Source organism: Photobacterium sp. 53610, from assembly GCF_036409375.1.
In the GTDB taxonomy this organism is placed as follows: Bacteria; Pseudomonadota; Gammaproteobacteria; order Enterobacterales; family Vibrionaceae; genus Photobacterium.
The window spans coordinates 38831-57249 of the sequence record NZ_JAXOFS010000017.1 but is presented as its reverse complement, the minus strand read 5'-3'; the positions used below and the strand labels follow the sequence as shown (position 1 = coordinate 57249).

The 18419-nt window shown below is 52.8% G+C and carries 16 protein-coding genes and 2 tRNA genes; 1 reads left to right on the top strand and 17 read right to left on the bottom strand.

The window, feature by feature from the left end; all coding sequences use genetic code 11:
* Positions 1–106 precede the first annotated feature (106 nt).
* The 7 genes from SPK40_RS21710 to pncC form a co-directional block, all read right to left on the bottom strand.
* Positions 107–183: transfer RNA gene (locus SPK40_RS21710), tRNA-Arg, on the bottom strand.
* Between the two features lie 32 nt (positions 184–215).
* Positions 216–307: transfer RNA gene (locus SPK40_RS21705), tRNA-Ser, on the bottom strand.
* A gap of 215 nt (positions 308–522) precedes the next feature.
* Entirely contained in the window at positions 523–720 is a 198-nt protein-coding gene (gene csrA / locus SPK40_RS21700; RefSeq protein WP_027253546.1) for a carbon storage regulator CsrA, read from the bottom strand.
* A 321-nt stretch (positions 721–1041) separates the two neighbouring features.
* Positions 1042–3666 (bottom strand): alanine--tRNA ligase, encoded by a 2625-nt coding sequence (gene alaS, locus SPK40_RS21695; protein ID WP_330961872.1) that lies wholly within the window; start codon positions 3664–3666, stop codon positions 1042–1044.
* A 186-nt stretch (positions 3667–3852) separates the two neighbouring features.
* The gene (gene recX / locus SPK40_RS21690; RefSeq protein ID WP_330961871.1) at positions 3853–4314 is read right to left on the bottom strand and encodes a recombination regulator RecX; all 462 of its coding nucleotides are present in this window, start codon (positions 4312–4314) and stop codon (positions 3853–3855) included.
* A 165-nt stretch (positions 4315–4479) separates the two neighbouring features.
* The gene (recA, locus tag SPK40_RS21685; RefSeq protein WP_248144060.1) at positions 4480–5547 is read right to left on the bottom strand and encodes a recombinase RecA; all 1068 of its coding nucleotides are present in this window, start codon (positions 5545–5547) and stop codon (positions 4480–4482) included.
* Between the two features lie 129 nt (positions 5548–5676).
* Complete coding sequence (pncC, locus tag SPK40_RS21680; protein WP_330961870.1) at positions 5677–6165, bottom strand: nicotinamide-nucleotide amidase; 489 nt, start codon at positions 6163–6165, stop codon at positions 5677–5679.
* Positions 6166–6350: 185 nt separating this feature from the next.
* Here pncC and mutS point away from each other — a divergent pair, with 185 nt between their 5' ends.
* Positions 6351–8888 carry a DNA mismatch repair protein MutS gene (gene mutS / locus SPK40_RS21675; protein WP_442957597.1) on the top strand — a complete coding sequence of 846 codons (2538 nt, stop codon included), beginning with the start codon at positions 6351–6353 and terminating at the stop codon, positions 8886–8888.
* Between the two features lie 80 nt (positions 8889–8968).
* On the opposite strand, the gene rpoS is transcribed toward mutS, so the two are convergent.
* The 10 genes from rpoS to SPK40_RS21625 all read right to left on the bottom strand — a co-directional run bounded on the left by rpoS (position 8969) and on the right by SPK40_RS21625 (position 18270).
* Positions 8969–9970, bottom strand: a complete 1002-nt coding sequence (gene rpoS, locus SPK40_RS21670) for an RNA polymerase sigma factor RpoS (RefSeq protein WP_248144057.1) — start codon at positions 9968–9970, stop codon at positions 8969–8971.
* 54 nt (positions 9971–10024) lie between these two features.
* Positions 10025–11107: a peptidoglycan DD-metalloendopeptidase family protein gene (locus tag SPK40_RS21665; protein WP_330961868.1), complete on the bottom strand. Its 1083-nt coding sequence runs from the start codon at positions 11105–11107 to the stop codon at positions 10025–10027.
* Between the two features lie 3 nt (positions 11108–11110).
* Positions 11111–11740, bottom strand: a complete 630-nt coding sequence (locus SPK40_RS21660) for a protein-L-isoaspartate(D-aspartate) O-methyltransferase (RefSeq protein ID WP_248144054.1) — start codon at positions 11738–11740, stop codon at positions 11111–11113.
* The gene (gene surE / locus SPK40_RS21655) at positions 11740–12492 is read right to left on the bottom strand and encodes a 5'/3'-nucleotidase SurE (RefSeq protein ID WP_248144052.1); all 753 of its coding nucleotides are present in this window, start codon (positions 12490–12492) and stop codon (positions 11740–11742) included. The genes SPK40_RS21660 and surE overlap by 1 nt, the downstream gene beginning before the upstream one ends.
* The gene (truD, locus tag SPK40_RS21650; RefSeq protein ID WP_330961867.1) at positions 12473–13537 is read right to left on the bottom strand and encodes a tRNA pseudouridine(13) synthase TruD; all 1065 of its coding nucleotides are present in this window, start codon (positions 13535–13537) and stop codon (positions 12473–12475) included. The genes surE and truD overlap by 20 nt, the downstream gene beginning before the upstream one ends.
* A 30-nt stretch (positions 13538–13567) precedes the next feature.
* Positions 13568–14041, bottom strand: a complete 474-nt coding sequence (ispF, locus tag SPK40_RS21645; RefSeq protein WP_248144049.1) for a 2-C-methyl-D-erythritol 2,4-cyclodiphosphate synthase — start codon at positions 14039–14041, stop codon at positions 13568–13570.
* Positions 14041–14736, bottom strand: coding sequence for a 2-C-methyl-D-erythritol 4-phosphate cytidylyltransferase (gene ispD / locus SPK40_RS21640; protein WP_330961866.1), 696 nt, complete (start codon positions 14734–14736; stop codon positions 14041–14043). Before ispD ends, ispF begins: the two co-directional genes overlap by 1 nt.
* Positions 14737–14774: 38 nt before the next feature.
* Positions 14775–15056 (bottom strand): cell division protein FtsB, encoded by a 282-nt coding sequence (ftsB, locus tag SPK40_RS21635; RefSeq protein WP_248144208.1) that lies wholly within the window; start codon positions 15054–15056, stop codon positions 14775–14777.
* A gap of 188 nt (positions 15057–15244) precedes the next feature.
* Positions 15245–16546 (bottom strand): phosphopyruvate hydratase, encoded by a 1302-nt coding sequence (gene eno, locus SPK40_RS21630; protein ID WP_248144046.1) that lies wholly within the window; start codon positions 16544–16546, stop codon positions 15245–15247.
* Between the two features lie 80 nt (positions 16547–16626).
* On the bottom strand, positions 16627–18270 hold the full coding sequence (locus SPK40_RS21625) for a CTP synthase (protein WP_248144045.1): 1644 nt from the start codon (positions 18268–18270) through the stop codon (positions 16627–16629).
* Positions 18271–18419 lie beyond the last annotated feature (149 nt).

Sequence of the window (18419 nt, the reverse complement as noted above, 5' to 3'; positions counted from 1 at the left end):
TTCGAACCTCCGACCGCCTGGTTCGTAGCCAGGTACTCTATCCAGCTGAGCTACGAGCGCGCAGAATCTTGTGTTTTCACAATGCGTTAGCACTGAGATCAAATTATGGCGCGTCCGGGAGGATTCGAACCTCCGACCGCCTGGTTCGTAGCCAGGTACTCTATCCAGCTGAGCTACGGACGCGCAATTGCAAGATTTATTTCTTCAGGAAGAAATGGCGGTGAAGGAGGGATTCGAACCCTCGATACGGGATAAACCGTATACTCCCTTAGCAGGGGAGCGCCTTCAGCCTCTCGGCCACCTCACCGTCTTGCGGTCGCTCATATTACTGTCAGGCAAAAATAAGTCAAACACTTTATTGAGAAAAAGTGCCTTTCCGCCCCCAGCTGGATACTTAATCACCAAACCGCTAACAAAAGCAACCTAAGCGGTACAACCTACTCTATTTCCTGACCAAACAAAGCTGGCCGCCAAAAAACAAAAAAGGCCAGCTTCAATGCCGACCTCTTTATAAAACAGGGTTTAGTAGTTACCCGAGCCTTGCGTTCCGGTATCTTTCTCTGCCTGTATCCGCATGTAAATTTCTTCACGGTGAACAGACACTTCTTTCGGCGCATTAACACCGATGCGAACCTGATTTCCTTTCACGCCAAGTACGGTCACTGTTACTTCGTCACCGATCATTAGCGTCTCACCTACGCGACGAGTCAAAATTAGCATTCGATTGCTCCTTGAGTAATCTTACTTTTAATTAGTTTAAACAAGGCCATTATTCATTCAACAATGTCCTTCGGGTTCATGGTCACTGCTCAAGAAACAGCGAGAAGTGGGCGATTATCCAGACTTTGACAATCAACCACAAACATTTTCTGCATCAGGCGTACAGCTCAGATCCTTCTCGAATCACTGTACATGACCACCCGCCCGAGCATCCACTGTCAGGTTCAACGACTCAATTGCCTGTAATTGTAGCACTTTCTTCATCATTGATGTCGACTGAACCACAGCCGACATCAGACACTTCAGTGCGAATGACCAGAATCAGAGACGTTCACTCAGCCAAGGCGACACACTTTCCAGCGCGGCAGGTAATGCACCGGCATCGGTACCACCAGCCTGAGCCATATCCGGACGACCGCCGCCTTTACCGCCAACCTGCTGGGCGACCATATTAATGAGTTCACCGGCTTTCACTTTGGCGGTCATATCCTTAGTCACACCTGCAATCAGGCCAACTTTACCATCGCTGACATTCCCCAGTACGACGACACCGCTTCCCAGCTTGTTTTTCAGCTCGTCTACCATACCACGGAGTGCTTTGTTATCTGCACCGTCAAGCTTCGCAATCAAGACCTTAGTCCCATTGATATCCTGTACCTGATTGATCAGGTCAGCACTTTCCTGAGCCGCCAGTTTGTCTTTCAGTTGCTGAATTTCTTTTTCCAGCTGCTTGTTCTGCGCCACCAATGCGCTGACTTTGCTGGTCACAGACGCTGAATCAGACTTCAGCAGGCTGGCCGTTTCTGCCAGTTGACTGTCCTGGGCATGCAGCGCAGCAATCGCACCGGCACCCGTCACCGCTTCAATACGGCGGATACCGGCAGCAATACCACCTTCAGAAACAATCTTGAACAAGCCGATATCACCGGTCTGACGCGCGTGAATACCACCGCACAGCTCAGTCGAGAAGTCGCCCATACTCAGAACACGGACTTCATCGTCATACTTCTCACCAAACAGTGCCATCGCACCTTTGGCTTTCGCCGCTTCGATATCCATGATGTGGGTTTCAATCACATGGTTCAGACGGATCTGCTCGTTGACGATACGTTCGATCTTACGCAATTGTTCCGGTTTGACCGACTCCAGATGCGAAAAGTCGAAACGCAGGCCGTCTGGTTTCACCAATGAACCTTTCTGAGCCACATGCTCACCCAGCTCCTGACGCAATGCTGCATGCAGCAGGTGCGTTGCGGAGTGGTTCAGGCTGATTGCAGCACGACGCTCTGCATCAACCACAGCGTTGAGGCTGTCGCCGACAGACAGGCTGCCTGCTTGCAGGACTCCCTGATGACCAATGGCATCACCAAACTTCTGGGTATCTTCAACACTGAAAGTCACCCCGTTGCCAGACAGGATACCGGCATCACCACACTGACCGCCAGATTCGGCGTAGAACGGTGTATGGTCCAGAACCACCAGCGCTTTTTCACCGGCAGCAATCGCATCCACGGCTTCGCCGTCACGGAACAGTGCAATCACCTTGCCTTCACCCTGTGTGCCTTCATAGCCACAGAATTCAGTTTCCGCATCCACTTTCACGCTGTCGTTATAATCCACACCGAACTGACCGGCTTCGCGAGCACGCTGACGCTGTGCTTCCATCGCATTATTGAAGCCTTCTTCATCAATGCTGAAACCGCGCTCACGTGCGACATCGTTGGTCAGGTCAGCCGGGAAACCGTAGGTATCATACAGTTTGAATACCGTCTCACCGTCCAGCACTTTGCCATTCAGTGTTTCCAGCGCTTCGTTCAGAATTGCCATGCCGCGATCCAGCGTACGGCCGAAATTTTCTTCTTCGATCTTCAGAACTTTCTCAACCACAGCCTGCTGTTGTTTCAGCGCGTCTCCCGCAGTACCCATAACCTCTGCGAGCGGACCAACCAGCTTGTAGAAGAACGCCCCTTTCGCACCCAGTTTGTTCCCATGACGAACGGCACGGCGAATGATCCGGCGCAGCACATAACCACGGCCTTCATTTGATGGCATAACACCATCAACAATCAGATACGCACAAGAACGGATATGGTCGGCGACCACACGCAGCGACTGATTCGACAGATCGTCGTAGCCAATCACAGATGCCGCTTCTTTAATCAGGGTCTGGAAGATATCAATCTCGTAGTTGGAGTGAACGTTCTGCATGATGGCAGCCAGGCGCTCAATTCCCATACCGGTATCTACAGACGGCTTTGGCAACGGATCCATGTTGCCATCAGCATGGCGGTTGAATTGCATGAAAACGATGTTCCAGATTTCAATGAAACGATCGCCGTCTTCTTCCGGAGAACCCGGAGGACCACCCCAGATGTGATCACCATGATCGTAGAAAATCTCAGTACACGGACCACAAGGACCAGTATCACCCATCTGCCAGAAGTTATCTGATTCAAAGGCTTTACCGCCTTCTTTATCACCGATACGGATAATGCGATCTTCAGGCAGACCAATCACTTTGTGCCAGATATCAAACGCTTCATCATCCGTCTGATACACGGTCACCAGCAGACGCTCTTTCGGCAGTTTCAGTACATCGGTCAGGAATGCCCAGCCGAACTGAATCGCATCTTCTTTGAAATAATCACCAAAGCTGAAGTTGCCCAGCATTTCAAAGAAAGTGTGGTGACGGGCTGTAAAACCGACATTTTCCAGGTCATTGTGCTTACCACCGGCACGTACACAGCGCTGCGCCGTGGTCGCTCGGGTGTAATTACGCTTTTCCAGACCCAGGAAAGTATCTTTAAACTGGTTCATCCCCGCATTCGTAAACAGCAGGGTCGGGTCATTGGCTGGAACCAGCGACGAACTTTCGACTATCTGGTGGCCTTTACTTTCAAAAAACGTAAGAAACGCACGGCGAATCTCATCAGTGCTCATGTACATTTGAAAATCCTGAATAATGCTGTGTTAATCACCCTGCCTGCAACTGCGGTTCAGTTGTCTGCGGCTGCGCGTCAAAGTGCAGTCCGCTGCAGGTTTAATCAGACTAAGATAAAAGGTTTGCCGACTATTGTAAAACAACGCGGGTTTGACGGGAAATGTTCTGTTAACACATGAGAAAAATCAGGTTCAATATTCATCATCGACCGACAGCGCATAACGAATTTGATCAAAGTCGAATCCGCGAGACTGCATAAAGCGCAAACGGCGTGCTTTCTCTTTCGGGGTTTCCATCGGTGTTTCGCCAAATTTCCGCTGGGCAACACTTTTCGCCTGCTCGAACCAGTCAACGTCTGCTTCATCTAATGCGTGTCGGATACACAGTTCATGGACTCCCTTCATCTTCATTTCCTGCTGTATCCGCAGCTTTCCCCAGCCTTTTGCGATTCCGTTCCGAACCGCCATGGCTGCATAGCGCGCATCATCCAGCCAATTATAATCCTGGCAATAAGCAATCGCCTCGCTGACTTCCTGTGCAGTGTAGCCTCGCTGTTTCAGCTTTTGCTGCAATTCTCGTTCAGCATGATCCCGGCGTGACAGATAGCCAACCGCCGCTTCTCTTGCTGATATTTTGGGAGCTTGTCTCCTCACCTGCTGTCTCCCTCTTTCCCATGCTGTGGCTGATTCACCCACGGGCTAATTGATAAAAACAAAGCGGGCACTGACTTTGGTGTTTTCACCGCCGTTCAGCGCCCGCTAAGAAAAGCCTGTTTGTTCCAACATTTCTGAACCAGGCTTATGTCTCTGGTTCAGAGATTAAAACGCATCGTCCTGCTGCGCTTCAAAATCTTCCGCCTCAGCACTGGTCGGTTCACCCGCCTCATCAGCCAGATTCGCCGGGTTCAACAGTTGCTCACGCAATTGCTTGTCAATAACTTGAGCGATTTCCGGATTCTCCGCCAGGTACTTACAAGCATTGGCTTTACCCTGACCAATCTTATCGCCCTGATAGCTGTACCAGGCACCGGCTTTTTCGATCAATTTCTGCTTCACACCCAGGTCAATCAGCTCGCCATTGCGGTTGAAGCCCTGTCCGTACAGAATTTGTGTATCCGCTTGCTTGAACGGCGCAGCCACTTTGTTCTTCACAACCTTGATACGGGTTTCGTTACCCACCACTTCGTCGCCTTCTTTAATGGCGCCGGTACGGCGGATGTCCAGACGAACAGAAGCATAAAATTTCAGGGCGTTACCACCAGTTGTGGTTTCCGGGTTACCGAACATCACGCCGATCTTCATCCGGATCTGGTTGATGAAGATACACATACAGTTTGACTGCTTCAGATTACCCGTCAGCTTACGCATTGCCTGAGACAGCATCCGCGCCTGCAGACCCATGTGAGAGTCGCCCATTTCGCCTTCAATTTCAGCTTTCGGCGTCAGTGCAGCTACGGAGTCAACAACAATCAGATCGACCGCACCGGAACGGGCCAGTGCATCACAGATTTCCAGCGCCTGCTCACCGGTATCTGGCTGAGAAACCAGCAGCTCATCGATGTTCACGCCCAGCTTCTTCGCATAGATCGGATCCAGTGCGTGCTCGGCATCAATGAAGGCACAAGTCTTTCCTTTACGCTGTGCCGCTGCAATTGTTTCCAGCGTCAGCGTTGTTTTACCCGAAGATTCCGGACCATAGATTTCAACGATACGACCCATTGGCAGGCCGCCCGCGCCCAGTGCGATATCCAGTGACAGAGAACCGGTCGAGATGGTTTCAATATCCATCGTACGGTTGTCACCCAGCTTCATGATGGAGCCTTTACCGAACTGCTTTTCGATCTGACCCAGGGCAGCGGCAAGAGCCTTCTGTTTGTTGTCGTCCATTCGACTCTCCAACGGATGCTAATTCATTCAATCAAAGTTGTGCTTAGTATACTGTCCATTCATACAGTGTCTAGCGCTGGATGGCATTTTTTTCCGCTCCGGGGGATCCACCGGGCCGGATTGTGATCTTCACTGCATCGCATTCAGGCGATCCAAAATCCCTTGCAGCGCCCGCTCGACGGCCTGCTCACGCACGCTCCAGCGGTCACCGTCAAAATGGCAGGTCTCCACCAACATCCAGCCCGTCGCATCCGCCCAGGCAAAACAGACCGTGCCAACCGGTTTGTCCGGTGTTCCACCATCCGGACCTGCAATGCCGCTGATGGCGACACTGATCTGGCCTCGAGAGTAAGTCAGCGCGCCTTGCGCCATTTGTGACACCACAGGCTCACTCACAGCACCATACTCAGTCAGCGTGTCTGCCCGTACCCCCAGCATGTCCTGCTTGGCCTCATTGCTGTAAGTCACGAAAGCGCGGTCAAACCAGCCCGAGCTCCCGGCAACATCAGTGATTGCAGCAGATACACCGCCACCGGTACAAGATTCCGCAGTCACCGCCAGCCATTGCTGCTCTTTCAGTGCCTGTCCAACCTGTATTGCCAAAGATGTTCCTGTCATCTGCTTTCCTCCGTGCGCAGCCAATGCCGCCACCTTACTCGGTTGTCCATCCGCTATCAAGCCACAGAAATTCTTCCTCACCCCTTTGCCCATCAGGGCCTTTCACGTATCCTAGGCAGCCTGATTTTTCTCGGTTTGAAGCGGGCGACAGCGTGACAGTACAAGGTTTAGAAAAACACACCCCCATGATGCAGCAATTCTTACGGATTAAGGCAGAAAACCCTGATGTCCTGCTGTTTTACCGGATGGGAGATTTCTACGAGCTTTTCTTTGACGATGCCAAACAAGCCTCTCAGCTGCTCGATATATCACTGACCAAGCGGGGCTCCAGTAACGGCCAGCCAATCCCGATGGCTGGTGTGCCTTACCACGCAGTAGAAGCCTATCTGGCCAAACTGGTCCAGTTAGGTGTGTCGGTGGCAATCTGTGAGCAAATCGGCGACCCGGCCACCAGCAAAGGCCCGGTGGAAAGACAGGTCGTGCGTATTGTCACGCCGGGTACCGTCAGTGACGAAGCGCTGCTGCACGAGCGGCGTGATAACCTGATTGCCGCAATTTTCTGTCAGAACGGCCGCTTCGGCTATGCCACACTGGATATCACCTCCGGCCGCTTCATGCTGACCGAACCCGAAACAGAAGAAGCGATGCAGGCTGAACTGCAACGCACCAGCCCGGTCGAGTTGCTGTACCCGGAAGATTTCCCGCTGCCCGGCCTGTTCAGCCATATGAAAGGTGCACGCCGTCGTCCGGTCTGGGAATTCGATCTGGAAACGGCCCGCCAGCAGCTGACGCTGCAATTCGGCACCCGGGATCTGATTGGTTTCGGCGTCGAACAGGCTGAATTTGGCCTCTGTGCCGCAGGCTGCCTGCTGCAGTACGTCAAAGATACCCAGCGCACTGCCCTTCCGCATATTCGCGCCATCACCCGTGACAGCCAGGATGAGTCGGTGGTGCTGGATGCCGCCACCCGCCGGAATCTGGAACTGACCCAGAATCTGGCCGGCGGCACCGAAAACACGCTGGCTTCAGTCCTGGATCATACTGCAACGCCGATGGGCAGCCGCCTGCTCAAACGCTGGCTGCATCAGCCGGTTCGCAACCGCCAGCAACTGAATCACCGGCTGGACGCCATTGGCAATCTGAAAGACAGCGGCATGTTTGCCGAGCTGGCTGAGGTCCTACGCCATATGGGAGATCTGGAGCGGATTCTGGCCCGACTGGCACTCCGTTCAGCCCGTCCCCGGGATCTGGCCCGGATGCGGACCGCACTGCAGCATCTGCCTCAGCTGGCAGAATTGCTGAATGAGCTCGACAGTGCCCATGTTCGCCAGCTCGCCGAATACAGCCAGCCAATGGATGAACTGTGCGCACTGTTAGAACGTGCCATTATTGAAAATCCGCCCGTCGTGATCCGCGATGGCGGCGTCCTGGCCCCCGGCTACAATGCTGAACTGGACGAATGGCGGGATCTGGCTGACGGCGCAACCAAGTTTCTGGAAGAGCTGGAAGAACGTGAGCGGGAACGCCACGACATCGACAGCCTGAAAGTCGGTTTTAATCAGGTCCATGGCTTCTATATCCAGATCAGCCGGGGCCAGAGCCACCGTGTGCCCAGTCATTACGTCCGTCGTCAGACCCTGAAAAACGCTGAGCGTTATATCATTCCTGAGTTGAAAGAGCATGAAGACAAAGTTCTGAATTCCAAATCCAAAGCACTGGCACTGGAAAAACAGCTCTGGGAAGCCCTCTTTGATCAGTTGCTGCCGCATCTGGCGCAATTACAGCAGACCGCATCAGCACTGTCAGAACTGGATGTCCTGGCAAACCTGGCTGAACGGGCCGATACCCTGAATTACTGTCGTCCGACCCTGAGTGACAAACCTGAGGTTGAAATCAGTGCTGGCCGCCATCCTGTCGTTGAGCAAGTGCTGGATGATCCGTTCATTGCCAACCCGATTTCGCTGCATCAGGACCGCCGCATGCTGATCATTACCGGACCGAACATGGGCGGTAAATCCACCTACATGCGACAGACAGCACTGATTGCCCTGATGGCTCATGTCGGCTCTTACGTCCCGGCAGATGCAGCCACCATTGGCCCGCTGGATCGGATCTTTACCCGGATTGGCGCCTCGGACGATCTGGCCTCCGGCCGTTCAACTTTCATGGTGGAAATGACCGAGACCGCAAATATCCTGCACAATGCGACGGAAAACAGTCTGGTGCTGATGGATGAAATCGGCCGCGGCACCAGTACTTACGATGGTTTGTCACTGGCCTGGGCCAGTGCTGAATGGCTGGCCGAGAAGATCGCTGCCATGACTCTGTTTGCAACCCACTATTTCGAACTGACAGAATTGCCTTCACTGCTTCCGGGACTGGCCAATGTCCATCTGGATGCGATTGAGCACGGTGACGAAATCGCCTTTATGCACGCGGTGCAGGAAGGTGCAGCCAGTAAATCCTTCGGTTTAGCCGTCGCCAGCCTGGCCGGGGTTCCGAAGTCCGTGATCAAGCGCGCGAAGCAAAAGCTGCAGCAACTGGAGGCCAGTGGCCATCAGCAGGCCATTGAGCAGCCGAGCCAGCAACACTCCGATAATCAGCAACTTTCACTGATTCCTGAGCCGAGTGAAGTCGAAGAAGCGCTGGCGCGTCTGAATCCGGATGAGCTGACGCCACGACAAGCGCTTGATGAGTTATACCGCCTGAAAGCACTGCTGTAATTCAGAACTCTCCCGATCAAAAAAGGACGCCGTGGCGTCCTTTTTTATTTTCTACTGAAATGCTCTCAACAAAGCTGTATTCACATTTCCTGATTAAACAGCGACTCGATATTCAAGCCCTGATGGGTCAGCATATCACGCAGACGGCGCAGCCCCTCAACCTGAATCTGGCGCACCCGCTCACGGGTCAGACCGATTTCCCGGCCAACATCTTCCAACGTTGAGGCTTCATAACCGAGCAGGCCAAAACGTCGGGCCAGTACTTCGCGTTGTTTCGGATTCAGCTCCTGCAGCCAGGTGACGATGGATGTTTTCATATCGTCGTCCTGAGTTGAAGTTTCCGGTCCGCCGCAACGTTCATCCGGAATAATATCCAGCAACGCTTTTTCTGAGTCACCGCCTATGGGATTGTCGACCGAACCGACGCGTTCATTCAGACGCAGCATCCGGTTCACATCATCGACCGACTTATCAAGCTGCAACGCAATATCTTCAGCGGTTGGTTCGTGATCCAGCTTCTGAGCGAGCTCACGGGCAGTCCGCAGGTAGACATTCAGCTCTTTGACGACATGAATCGGCAGGCGAATCGTCCGGGTCTGGTTCATGATAGCCCGTTCAATCGTCTGACGGATCCACCAGGTTGCATAGGTCGAGAAGCGGAAACCACGTTCCGGATCAAATTTCTCAACCGCACGGATCAGACCAAGATTCCCTTCTTCAACCAGATCCAGCAGTGCCAGACCGCGGTTGCTGTAACGGCGGGAGATCTTCACGACCAGTCGAAGGTTACTTTCAATCATGCGTTTGCGCGCCACTTCGTCACCACGCAGGGCACGACGGGCGTAAAGAACTTCTTCCTCGGCGGTTAAAAGTGGGGAAAAACCGATCTCACCAAGGTAAAGCTGAGTCGCATCTAATGCTTTCTGAGTGACAGTGTATGACGAGATGTCCAGCTCATCGTCTGCATCATCGATCTCTGATTTAGCGGAAATATCGGCTTCCTGCTCTTCGACATCGATCTCCATGTCATCATCAAACTCATCATAGTTTTCGATATCAGTAGCTGCATTACTTCTGCTCATAGCGCCTCCCAGATAGCATCTCACAAATCCGGTTCATCACGCTCGAGCAGTCTGTCAGTCTGGCAGGTACCTGAGCGGATTCACTGACTTGCCTTTGTAACGGATCTCAAAGTGCAGCCGGACACTGTTCGTTCCTGAGCTGCCCATCGCGGCAATTTTTTGCCCCGCGGTTACCGTATCTTGCTCCCTGACGAGTACCCGGTCATTGTGCGCATATGCACTGAGGTAATCGTCGTTGTGTTTGATAATGACAAGGTTGCCATAGCCCCTTAATGCATTACCGGCATAAACGACTTTTCCGGCTGCAGTGGCTTTGACGTCCTGGCCTCTGTGACCAGCGATATCAATGCCTTTATTGCCGTTTTCCTTATCGGAGAAACGGGCAATCACTCTTCCTTTCGTCGGCCATACCCAACTGTCAACCTTGTCAGCACCAGACTTTGAAGTCTTACCAGAATCGTCCTTCGGCCGGGCCTGACTTGTAACAACTTTGTTACTTTTTGAATCTTGAGAGTACTCTTTTGTGGAAGGACGATCAACATCTTTCTTGACGCTTTTTTGTGCGATTTTAGTCGTAGATGTCGCCGGTTTTGGTGGTACTGTCGCCGGTTTGGGCGATGGCTTCACCACTGGCTTACTGACTGGGGCTGATTTTACAGGCGGTTTGATCACCGGAGCCGGCACCGAGGTCGCTGCGGTTGCAGGGACTGCCGTTGCCGCAACTGCTGGACCGACCACAACGGTGGGTTGATAAGGTACAACCTCACGTTTTGGCGGTTTGGGCGGCGCGGACGGTTTTTGGATGATTGGCTGAGTCGGCTGCGCCGCAACCTTATGGCCAAACTGAGGCGCCACATACTTGGGCTTCCACAGGAAGAGTTTCTGTCCCGGGTAAATCGTATAAGGCGGAGCCAGCTGATTAATTGCAATCAGCTCATTGACATCACGCCCAGACAGATAGGCAATAAAGTACAGCGTGTCTCCTCTCTGCACTTCGTAAAAACTGCCGCGATAGCTTCCGGCTTCAGTATTCTCATAATTGGCGCCGGGCGGCGGATAAGTGGCACAAGCAGACAGCAGCAAGCCCGCTGTCAACATCACTGAGAGTCTGCGCTTCTTTCTGCTCATGCCATTCATCCGTTATGCCAGCTCCCCAGCAACTAAGGGAACAAAACGAACGGGAATAATATCGTCCGTGACAAACTGGCCGTCAATGAAACGAATACGCTTCAGAACCTGATAATCGTCGCCTACCGGAATGACCAGACGCCCTCTTTCAGCCAGCTGTCCGAGCAGTGCGGTTGGCACCGTTTCGGCGGCTGCGGTGACAATAATGGCGTCAAAAGGTCCTTTGCTGGCCCAGCCGAGCCAACCGTCACCATGCTTGGTGGATATGTTATGCAAATCCAGCTGCTTGAAGCGGCGCTTGGCCTGCCATTGCAGCGTTTTGATCCGCTCAACCGAGTAAACACGTTCGACCATCTGTGACAGAATGGCTGTCTGATAACCGGAACCGGTGCCGATTTCCAGCACCCGGGAATCCGGTTTCAGCTCAAGCAATTCCGTCATTCTGGCGACGATATAGGGCTGAGAAATGGTCTGCCCGCTGCCAATCGGCAGAGCATTATTTTCATAAGCTTTGTGTGACAGAGCCTCATCCACAAAATGTTCACGGGGAACCCTGTCCATGACTTGCAGCACTTTCCGGTCAGCAATTCCCTGCTGACGCAAATATTCCATCAGGCTATGGCGTTGTTCCGCATAGCGCATTATCCGTTGTTCTCCACTTGTTTCATCCACTGTGTCAGCTCGTCCAGCACATCATGCGCGGTGAGATCGACCTGAAGCGGTGTAATTGATACCTGCTTACGTTCAATGGCGTAAAAATCCGTTCCGGGTCCGGCATCCTGACAACTGCCCGGGGGGCCGAGCCAGTAGATCGTTTTGCCCCGGGGATCGACATCTTTCACCATTTTTTCCGCCCGGTGACGTGCACCTAAGCGGGTGATCTGCCACTCACCCAAATCGGACAGCGGAACATCAGGCACATTAATATTCAAAATTTTATTGCTGGGCAATGGCTGCATCTTGAGCCGCCCGATCATTTCCTTCACGACCTGCGCTGCCGTCGCAAAATGTTCACGACCAACGAGGGAGACGGCAATTGCAGGGACACCCAGAAAATGACCTTCCGTTGCGGCAGCAACGGTGCCTGAATACAGGACATCATCCCCCAGGTTTGCGCCATGATTAATACCTGCCACCACGATATCCGGTTTTTCGGTTAACCATTCATTCAGCGCGAAATGCACGCAATCCGTCGGAGTTCCTTCAACGGAGACTCTTCTGATCCCTTCTTCACGGACACGCAAAGGTGTCTCCAGGGTCAGAGAGTTCGAAGCCCCGCTGCGGTTCCGGTCAGGGGCAACCACATAAACCTCACCCAGCTCTTTCAGGGTATCGGCCAGAATATTAATTCCTTCAGCAAAGATACCGTCATCGTTACTGATCAAAATTCGCATATCTGCCATCCTTCTGCTCTGGCTCATCGATCAGCTCCCGCATGACAGCCGTCGCAAAACAGCCAGCCGGCAAAGAAAACTGAACCACAAGCGAATTTCCTTCCAGTTGCCAGTCCATTTCTGACGGACGCAGCATCAGCGGACGGCGTTCGTGCCGCATCCGGTTATCACGGATCAGCTTCAGCAACAGGGGTTCCTGCTCAATGACCTGCATTTCAAAGGCCGCCACCTCTCCCAGACTCGGTAAGGCGTTGTCCCCCATCATTGGCGCAGTAATAAACAAGGTTCCGTTGTCGACCTGCGCCTGTAATTCCGGCGTTACCTGCTCGACCACGTCCCAGCCATCACTGTTTACAGCCTGAACACAGTCACCGGCCAGCAGCAGCCCAGATTGACCCTGAGCCATCCGCTGGGAGAGCACCTGATTGAACAGCCAGGAACGGGCCGCAGAGAGGTAAAAACTGCGCTTGCTCTTATCCCGGACCCGAAACTCATCGTTCCCCCAGGCACGGGCTTTCACCACATTATTGCCGTCGTGACCAAAGCGTTGAGCGCCAAAATAATTCGGGACACCCTGTTGCTGAATTTTCACCAGGCGCGATTCCAGCTCCTGCGGTTGTGTCAGCTCAGTCAGACGCAACTCGAAATGGTTGCCGGCCAGATCGCCCGGACGCAGTTTCTTATCATGTCGGTCTGTCGCAAGCACTTCCACACCCGGATGTTCAGCAACAAACTGAGTCAAATCCGGATCCGGTTTACCCGGCAGATAAACGCTCAGCCACTGTTCTGTCACCGCATGCCGGTCTTTCAGACCCGCCCAGCTGACATCCCGGGATTTCACACCGCATGCTTTCGCCAGTTCATTGACCACATACTTGGTGTTTTCACCGGTTTTACGGATCTTCACCATGAAGTGCTCACCACTCCCGGCAAAGTCAAAACCCAGCTGCTCTTTTACAATAAAATCTTCCGGGCGGACTTTACTCCGGCCCTCACAGACAGGCTTGCCATTCAGCCAGCTCAGGCTGTCCATATCAATTGTCATAATTTTTCCGTTCAACAGAAAGTCACTGCGTTACAGGGAACGCAGCAGAACGACCGCTTCGCAGGCAATGCCTTCTTTGCGACCTGTAAAGCCCAGACGCTCAGAGGTCGTGGCCTTTACATTAATATTATCGACTGTTGTTTCCAGATCGTCGGCAATCCGCTGACACATCTCATCAATGTAAGGTGCCATTTTCGGTGCCTGGGCAATAATGGTGACATCCAGATTCCCAAGACAGTAGCCTTTAGCCTTCACTTTGGAATACACATCGCGGAGCAGCATCCGACTGTCTGCGCCTGCCCACTCAGCATCGGTATCCGGAAAATGACGGCCGATATCACCGGCACCAATGGCACCCAGCAGCGCATCGCACACGGCATGCAGGGCAACATCCCCGTCAGAGTGAGCAATCAGGCCATATTCATAAGGCACTTCAACACCACCGATGATGACCGGGCCTTCGCCGCCAAATTTATGTACGTCAAAACCGTGTCCAATTCGCATTACGCCTGCTCCTTACATCTTTGCTGCAGGTAAAATTCAGCCAGTACAAGGTCTTCCGGCTGTGTCACTTTCAGATTATCGGCCCGGCCCGGAACCAGCGTTGGTGCAAAACCACAATATTCTAACGCCGAGGCTTCATCGGTGATCACAGCCCCCTCGGCCAGAGCTTTGGCCATGGCATCACGTAACCTGCCCACCTGAAACATCTGCGGTGTAAGCGCGTGCCAGAGATCCGTCCGGTCAACCGTCGTTGCGATCGCCTGATGCCCATTGCCCCGTTTCATCGTATCGCGCACCGGCGCAGCCAGAATGGCACCATCCCGGCTCTGTCTGGCCTGTGTAATTAAGCGGGTAATATCATCCTGATGCAGACAGGGACGCGCGGCATCATGGACCAGCACCCAGTCGTCGTCTGCCAGCACCGCCAGACCGGCAAAAACCGAATCAGCACGCTCAGCGCCGCCCGGCACAACCACGACTTCCGGGCGGTGTGCCAGCGGCAGTTGTTTAAAATAGGGATCGCCGTCGCTGATCGCAATCACAACCCGGCCTATCGCGGGATGCTGCAACAGGCAGTCCACCGTATGTTCTAAAATCGTTTTGCCTGCAATGGTCAGATACTGCTTGGGGCGGTCAGCCTTCATCCGGCTGCCGATACCCGCGGCAGGAACGACTGCAGTTAAGGTTTGAGTCATGGTTGGTCTTACTGCAAAAATAACGTCAGAGTGTGCCCTCAGGGCGTATTGTCACCCACGATGCGGAAAAAGGTTTCTCCCGGCTTGATCATGCCCAACTCATGGCGGGCACGTTCTTCAACAGCTTCCAGCCCCTGATGTAAATCATTAATTTCCGCATACATCTGCTGGTTTCGTTGTCCCAACTCCGCATTGGCTTTTTGTTGTAACGCGACATTTTCAGTCAGCGCCATGTAATCAGACATGCCATTCTTGCCGAGCCAGAATTCGTACTGCAGCCAGGCCAGGACTAACAGCAACACAGCACAGAATACACGCATGCAAGCCTCGTTCTTGGTTGATTGATTCAGACCGGCAGGCCAGATTTTCAGCCCCGGAATGGCTAATAATCCCATAAAGCGCCCGGTGTGACCAGTTCCTGCACCGCCATTCGGACATAAAAAAGCCGCTCTGTATGAGCGGCTTATCATTCTGTGTCAGCAGTGCTGACGAAAGGAAGAGATCAGGCTTATGCCTGGCCTTTCACTTCTTTCAGACCGTTGAAAGGTGCTTTCTCACCCAGCGCTTCTTCGATACGGATCAGCTGGTTGTACTTCGCAACACGGTCAGAACGGCTCATAGAACCTGTCTTGATTTGACCCGCTGCAGTACCTACCGCCAGATCAGCGATGGTTGCATCTTCAGTTTCACCAGAACGGTGAGAGATCACGGCAGTGTAACCCGCGTCTTTCGCCATCTTGATCGCAGCCAGGGTTTCAGTCAGAGAACCGATCTGGTTGAATTTGATCAGGATAGAGTTCGCGATACCTTTCTCGATACCTTCTTTCAGGATCTTGGTGTTGGTTACGAACAGGTCGTCGCCCACCAGTTGCAGTTTGTCGCCCAGCAGTTCTGTCTGGTGCTTGAAGCCATCCCAGTCAGACTCGTCCAGACCGTCTTCGATAGAAACGATTGGGTACTGGTTCGCCAGATCCTGCAGGTAGAAGTTAAACTCTTCAGAAGTGAAGATTTTACCTTCGCCTTTCATGTTGTAGTGGCCCGCTTCTTTGTCATAGAACTCAGAAGCCGCACAGTCCATCGCCAGAGTCACGTCTTTACCCAGAACGTAACCAGCCATTTCGACTGCTTCTTTGATTGCAGCCAGTGCCGCAGCGTTAGATTCCAGGTTTGGTGCGAAACCACCTTCGTCACCCACAGCAGTGTTCAGGCCTTTCGCCTTCAGAACTTTCGCCAGGTTATGGAATACTTCAGCACCGATACGCAGCGCTTCTTTCAGCGTTTTTGCGCCAACTGGCTGAATCATGAATTCCTGGATGTCTACGTTGTTGTCTGCGTGCTCACCACCGTTGATGATGTTCATCATTGGCAGAGGCATAGAGAACTGGCCCGGAGTGCCGTTCAGCTCAGCGATATGCTCATACAGAGGCATGCCTTTCGCAGCAGCGGCTGCTTTTGCGTTTGCCAGAGATACCGCCAGGATTGCGTTTGCACCGAACTTAGATTTGTTTTCAGTGCCGTCCAGGTCGATCATGATTTGGTCGATGTCGGCTTGTGCTTTCGCATCTTTACCAACCAGTGCCTGAGCAATAGGACCATTCACCGCTTCAACGGCTTTCAGTACACCTTTGCCAAGGAAACGAGATTTGTCGCCGTCACGCAGTTCCAGTGCTTCACGAGAACCGGTAGATGCACCAGATGGCGCCGCAGCCATACCTACGAATCCGCCTTCCAGGTGAACTTCCGCTTCAACTGTTGGGTTACCGCGTGAGTCGATAATTTCACGACCCAGAACTTTAACGATCTTAGACATTGTGTTTCCTCTTGCTTTATTTTGATTTAAAAAAGCGAAAAAAAAGCTGTCGCACTCCTGTGCAACAGCTATTTGTAATCTTAGCTGTTTTCTAGCTCGCCGCGCTGGTGCTGACCAGCCGCCTTCACGAAACCTTCAAACAACGGATGCCCGTCACGTGGGGTCGAAGTGAACTCAGGGTGGAACTGAGCCGCAACGAACCATGGGTGATCCGGCACTTCAATAATTTCGACCAGTTTCTTGTCTGCGGACAGGCCGGAGACTTTCAGACCTGCTTCTTTCAGCTGAGGCAGCAGATTGTTGTTCACTTCGTAACGGTGACGGTGACGCTCATGAATGGTCGCACTGCCGTACAGTTCACGGGCTTTGCTGCCTTCTTCCAGATGACACAGCTGAGAACCCAGACGCATAGTACCGCCCAGATCAGACGCTTCAGTACGTTCTTCAACGTTCCCTTCGCTGTCAACCCACTCAGTGATCAGACCCACAACCGGATAAGGGGATTTCGCATCAAACTCAGTGGAATGTGCACCAGTCAGGCCAGCCACGTTACGAGCGAACTCAATCAGAGCCACTTGCATGCCCAGACAGATGCCCAGGTACGGAATTTTGTTTTCACGCGCATACTGCGCTGTCATGATCTTGCCTTCAACACCACGACCACCGAAGCCGCCCGGAACCAGAATTGCGTCCAGGCCTTCCAGCATTTCAACGCCTTTCGACTCAACGTCCTGTGAATCAACATACTTGATGTTCACAGACAGACGGTTTTTCAGACCGGCATGTTTCAGCGCTTCGTTGACTGACTTGTAAGCATCTGGCAGCTCGGTGTACTTACCGACCATACCGATCGTCACTTCGCTGGTTGGATTCGCTTCTTCATAAATCACGCGTTCCCACTCGCTCAGATCAGCTTCTGGCGCAGTAATGCCGAAACGCTGACAAACCAGCTCATCCAGACCCTGAGACTTAATCAGCTGAGGGATTTTGTAGATGGAGTCGACGTCTTTCATCGAAATCACAGCTTTCTCAGGCACGTTACAGAACAGTGCAATCTTGGCACGTTCGTTCGCAGGAATCATGCGGTCAGAACGGCAGATCAGCACGTCTGGCTGAATACCGATAGACAGCAGTTCTTTCACTGAGTGCTGAGTTGGCTTGGTTTTCACTTCACCCGCGGCAGCCAGATATGGCACCAGCGTCAGGTGAGTAAAGATGGCACGCTCACGGCCCAGCTCAACCGCCAGCTGACGGATCGCTTCCATGAATGGCAGGGATTCGATATCACCCACAGTACCGCCCACTTCGACAATCGCAATGTCGTGGCCTTCGGCACCGGCAATCACACGCTCTTTAATCGCGTTTGTGATATGTGGGATCACCTGGATGGTCGCACCCAGGTAGTCACCGCGACGCTCTTTACGCAGTACGTCTTCATAAACACGGCCTGCGGTAAAGTTGTTGCGCTTGGTCATCTTGGTACGAATGAAACGCTCGTAGTGACCGAGGTCTAGGTCGGTCTCTGCACCGTCTTCCGTAACGAATACTTCACCGTGTTGAATGGGGCTCATCGTACCCGGATCAACGTTGATGTAAGGGTCTAGCTTCATCATGGTCACTTTCAGACCACGGGCCTCTAAGATGGCCGCTAGTGATGCTGCAGCAATACCTTTACCTAGGGAGGATACAACACCGCCCGTCACAAAAATGTAATTCGTTGTCATGTTAAACCTGGAAGATTTGGTGTAGAGGATAAAAAGTATCTGGACGGGAAATTAGTATACCAGACACATTTTATTGCCACAACGTGAAAACTATCACAGTATAGACGACAGGTTTTTGTCCCAAATCAAGCCCAAATGCCTTGACGGTT

Excerpts from the sequence above, each read along its gene's own strand:
- csrA (WP_027253546.1), bottom strand. The coding sequence starts at position 720 with ATGCTAATTTTGACTCGTCGCGTAGGTGAGACGCTAATGATCGGTGAC.
- alaS (WP_330961872.1), bottom strand. The coding sequence starts at position 3,666 with ATGTACATGAGCACTGATGAGATTCGCCGTGCGTTTCTTACGTTTTTT.
- recA (WP_248144060.1), bottom strand. The coding sequence starts at position 5,547 with ATGGACGACAACAAACAGAAGGCTCTTGCCGCTGCCCTGGGTCAGATC.
- pncC (WP_330961870.1), bottom strand. The coding sequence starts at position 6,165 with ATGACAGGAACATCTTTGGCAATACAGGTTGGACAGGCACTGAAAGAG.
- mutS (WP_442957597.1), top strand. The coding sequence starts at position 6,351 with ATGATGCAGCAATTCTTACGGATTAAGGCAGAAAACCCTGATGTCCTG.
- rpoS (WP_248144057.1), bottom strand. The coding sequence starts at position 9,970 with ATGAGCAGAAGTAATGCAGCTACTGATATCGAAAACTATGATGAGTTT.
- SPK40_RS21665 (WP_330961868.1), bottom strand. The coding sequence starts at position 11,107 with ATGAATGGCATGAGCAGAAAGAAGCGCAGACTCTCAGTGATGTTGACA.
- SPK40_RS21660 (WP_248144054.1), bottom strand. The coding sequence starts at position 11,740 with ATGCGCTATGCGGAACAACGCCATAGCCTGATGGAATATTTGCGTCAG.
- surE (WP_248144052.1), bottom strand. The coding sequence starts at position 12,492 with ATGCGAATTTTGATCAGTAACGATGACGGTATCTTTGCTGAAGGAATT.
- truD (WP_330961867.1), bottom strand. The coding sequence starts at position 13,537 with ATGACAATTGATATGGACAGCCTGAGCTGGCTGAATGGCAAGCCTGTC.
- ispF (WP_248144049.1), bottom strand. The coding sequence starts at position 14,041 with ATGCGAATTGGACACGGTTTTGACGTACATAAATTTGGCGGCGAAGGC.
- ispD (WP_330961866.1), bottom strand. The coding sequence starts at position 14,736 with ATGACTCAAACCTTAACTGCAGTCGTTCCTGCCGCGGGTATCGGCAGC.
- ftsB (WP_248144208.1), bottom strand. The coding sequence starts at position 15,056 with ATGCGTGTATTCTGTGCTGTGTTGCTGTTAGTCCTGGCCTGGCTGCAG.
- eno (WP_248144046.1), bottom strand. The coding sequence starts at position 16,546 with ATGTCTAAGATCGTTAAAGTTCTGGGTCGTGAAATTATCGACTCACGC.
- SPK40_RS21625 (WP_248144045.1), bottom strand. The coding sequence starts at position 18,270 with ATGACAACGAATTACATTTTTGTGACGGGCGGTGTTGTATCCTCCCTA.